We start from the raw sequence: 3,838 nt of genomic DNA on the forward strand, positions 1-3,838 counted from the left end.
ATGGCGATAAAGAAGGTTGCCAGCAGCAGCATCTGGAAGTAGGAGCCAAACACTTTGGCGGTCCAGGCAAAGCCATTGCCGATCAGGTCGGCCACGCCCTTGAGGTCGAACAGGGAGAACCCGACAAACAGGACAATAAAGCCCACGCTGAGGGTGAGCACCACCGGATCACCCAGTTGGGCTATGGAGTAGTCCCCGCCGGAATTGATGTTGTTATTTTTCATCACACTTACCTTTTTGTTTTGGGCACCTGTTTTATCCGTGCCTTGTGATCCGCAGTGCTCTGTGGCCACCCGGGTTCATTGCAGAGCCCGGGTTCCGGTTTTCAGTTGATGCAGCCAGTTGAGCCCCATGATTTTTTCCACTTCCGGTTCAGAAAATCCTTTCCGCCGTAATCCTTCGATAATTGCCGGAAAGTCACGGTTATCCTTGAACCACGTCAGCGGCCTGGGCCAACCGGCGTTGTTTTTGTTACCTTCGCCAAAATCCATCTGCTTCGACCAGCGCCCGTTACGCATCCAGTCCAGAACAGACTGGGGTTGGCCCTGGCACAAGTCGGTACCGATACCAATATGATCAATGCCCATCAGGTCGGCCGTATCGGCCACCATGGCGCAGAAACTCTCCAGTGTGCAGTCAGGGCCATCCTTCAGGTGGAACGGGTAGACCGAGAATCCCAGCAGGCCCCCACTTTCGGCGATGGCTTTCAGTACTGTGTCTGATTTATTACGCTTCGCCGGGTGAAACGAAGCAGGGTTGGCATGGGAAATAATGACCGGTCGGCTGGAGAGTTCGATGGCATCCAGGGTGGAGCGTTCTGCACTGTGTGACATATCGATGATCATGCCAACCCGGTTCATTTCCGCGATGGCCTGCCGCCCGAACCGGCTGACACCACTGTCCTCAGCCTCATAACAACCGGCTGCCAGAAGGCTCTGGTTGTTATAGGTGAGTTGCATGATCATCAGACCGAGGCGGCGCATCACCGCGATCATGTCGATGTCATCTTCTATGGGCGAACAGTTCTGGGCGCCGAAAAACACACCCACGCGATTGGAGGCGCGGGCACGTTCGATATCCTCGGCGTCATAAACCGGCATAATCAGGTCGCTATGCTGCTCAAAGCGCCGGTTCCAGTCACCGAGGCGGGACAGGGTTTCCCGGGTGTTTTCGTGATATACCAGCGTTGCATGCACCGCTGAGACACCCCCGGCGTGCATCTGCTCAAAAATCTCCCGGGACCAGTTGGAGTATTGAAGTCCATCAATGGTGAGCATGGAATCCGTCCTCCTGTCAGGCCCGCACGTAGCAGGTTTTAACAACGGTGTAGAATTCGCGGGCGTATTGACCCTGCTCACGGGGGCCGAAACTGGAGTTTTTGCGGCCGCCGAAGGGCACGTGGTAATCCGTTCCTGCGGTTGGCAGGTTTACCATCACGCAGCCGGTTTGGGCCCGCGCTTTGAAGTCCGAGGCGATCTTCAGGGAGTTGGTAATAATGCCTGCCGTTAACCCGTACTGGGTGTCGTTCAGAGTCGCCAGCGCGGTTTCGTAATCAGGCACCCGGATGACACAGGCAATGGGGCCAAAGACTTCATCCCGATTGATTGCCATATCGTTGGTGGTGTCGGTGAACAGGGCCGGCGCCATATAGTAGCCGTCGGTCGCAGATTCAACCTTCGAGCCACCGAAAGCGAGAGTTGCGCCTTCGGCTTTTGCGCTCTCAATCCACGCCAGGTTGGATTCCAGTTGGCGTTTGTCTGCGACGGGGCCAATTTGTACACCTTCTTCAAGGGCGTGCCCGACCTTGGCCTGCTCGAGCCGTGCCTTCAGCTTTGCCACGAACTCGTCATGCACGGCATCGGTTACGATCAGCCGCGAGGAGGCGGTGCATTTTTGCCCGCTGCCCGAGTAGGCGCCATTGAATGCGGCTTCTACGGCGAGATCCAGATCGGCATCGTCCAGCACGATCAGTGCGTTCTTTGAGCCCATCTCAAGCTGGCACTTGACCAGATTTCCCACGGTGGCAGAAGCAACTCTGCGGCCTACTTCCAGAGAACCGGTAAAGGTGATGGCCTGTACATCCGGGCTGTTGATCAGGGCCTCGCCGGTTTCACCGCCGGAGCCCATAACCAGATTAAAGGTGCCGGCAGGCAGCTCCTGTTTGCTGATGATTTCAGTGAGAGCCCAGGCACTGGCCGGTACCAGATTGGCGGGTTTGAATACCACCGCATTGCCAAAGGCCAGGGCGGGGGCAATTTTCCAGACGGCGGTTGCCATGGGGAAGTTCCAGGGGCTGATAATACCTACAACGCCCAGCGGCTCGCGCCGAATGTCGATTTCCACGCCGGGGCGTACAGATTCTGCACGCTCATCAATCTGGCGTAACACTTCGGCGGCGTAGTAATGAAAAAACTGGCCCGAGCGGTAAACTTCGCCTTTACCTTCCGCAAGAGGTTTGCCTTCTTCGCGGGACAGCAGCTCCCCCAGCTCGCTCTGGCGCGCAATCAGTTCATCGCCAATGGTCATCAGAACCTTGTAGCGTTGTTCAAGGCCGCTTTTGCTCCACTGCGCGAAGCCGCTTTGTGCGGCGCTGATAGCCTCTCTGGTTTGTTCGGCATTGGCCTGGTCAAATTCGCCGATAACGTCACTGAGGTCTGACGGGTTAACGTTGGTAATGGTTTTGGTGCCGGTAACCCACTGGCCATTGATGTAGAGCGGATGAGAATTGGTCATGAAAGCCTCCTTATTACGATGCATTCATGGTAGTCAAGATGTAATAATAAGAATAATCAATAATAAAGATTGACTTATAAATAATGCTTATAGGGTGATCAGTGTGTTGCCAGAACTTAAAATCCAGCAGTTGCGTTATGTGATTATGGTTGTCGACGAGGGCGGTTTTAATGCAGCGGCCAAGCGCGTGCACCGTACCCAGCCCGCGCTTTCCATGGCCGTGCGGGAGCTTGAACAACGCCTGGGGCAGAATCTGTTTGAGCGGAGTGCGAAGAACCAGCTTACGCCTTTTGGCAAATATTGCCTGCCGCGATTCCGGGAGCTTCTGGGGCAGCATGACCGGCTGGCAAAAGATGTGATCAGCCAGGCTGATGGCAAACAGGGGCATGTGCATATAGCAACGGTGCCTTCGGTGGCCAGCCGCATCATGCCGTCACTGCTTGCGGGTTTTATCGAGCGTTATCCTGACCTGACCATCAGCCTGCACGACGAAAACGCCCATTACGTGTGCCAGATGGTGGCCCAGGGTGAAGTTGATCTGGGCATTACCAGCCTGTGGCAAAGCAGTGACACGCTCGAGTATATCCATTTGTTCGAGGATAAAATCGGCGTTGTGTGTCACAAGGACCACCCTCTGGCATCCCGGCAGGCATTGGACTGGCATAGCCTGCAAGGCGAGAAACTCATACGCAATGGGACCTCCCGGTTATTGATGGGCACCATTGCATCCGAGCTTGTGGAAAATAGCGCGTTTTACATTTCCAATATGATCTCACTGATCGCCATGCTGGAAGCGGGCGCGGGTATTACCACCCTGCCGCAGCTGGCGTTCCCGGAACACAGCACTGATTTGTGCTTCATTCCTCTGCGCGAGCCCGATGTTGTGCGCCGAATCGGCCTGGTAAAGGCCAGCAACCGGACGCTTTCGCCTGCAGCTCAGATTATGGAGGCGTACGTGTTGAAGAAGTTGCGCAGTGAGATGCAGTGATCAGATTCTGTTCGCGCGCCATGGCATAGGCCGCTTTGGGGCCAAGCCATAACGAGGGTAGCAGCACCAGCGAGACCGGGATGGCCGTGATCACGATGAACTGCTGCAGCACACTGA

3 protein-coding genes and 1 pseudogene are annotated in these 3,838 nt (G+C 55.7%); 1 reads left to right on the plus strand and 3 read right to left on the minus strand.

From position 1 onward, the window contains the following. From CDH48_RS18910 to CDH48_RS18920, 3 genes and pseudogenes are all read right to left on the minus strand, one after another. Nucleotides 1-224, minus strand: a pseudogene (locus CDH48_RS18910) (BCCT family transporter); the annotation flags it as partial. Nucleotides 225-299: 75 nt separating this feature from the next. After that, on the minus strand, nt 300-1,277 hold the full coding sequence (locus tag CDH48_RS18915) for a dipeptidase (RefSeq protein ID WP_100690246.1): 978 nt from the start codon (nt 1,275-1,277) through the stop codon (nt 300-302). Nucleotides 1,278-1,293: 16 nt separating this feature from the next. Then, nucleotides 1,294-2,733, minus strand: coding sequence for an aldehyde dehydrogenase family protein (locus CDH48_RS18920; RefSeq protein WP_100690247.1), 1,440 nt, complete (start codon nt 2,731-2,733; stop codon nt 1,294-1,296). A 103-nt stretch (nt 2,734-2,836) separates the two neighbouring features. Here CDH48_RS18920 and CDH48_RS18925 point away from each other — a divergent pair, with 103 nt between their 5' ends. Next, complete coding sequence (locus CDH48_RS18925) at nt 2,837-3,721, plus strand: LysR family transcriptional regulator (protein WP_100690248.1); 885 nt, start codon at nt 2,837-2,839, stop codon at nt 3,719-3,721. Nucleotides 3,722-3,838: the final 117 nt, after the last annotated feature.

It is taken from the genome of Marinobacter aromaticivorans (genome assembly GCF_002806975.1).
In the GTDB taxonomy this organism is placed as follows: domain Bacteria; phylum Pseudomonadota; class Gammaproteobacteria; order Pseudomonadales; family Oleiphilaceae; genus Marinobacter; species Marinobacter aromaticivorans.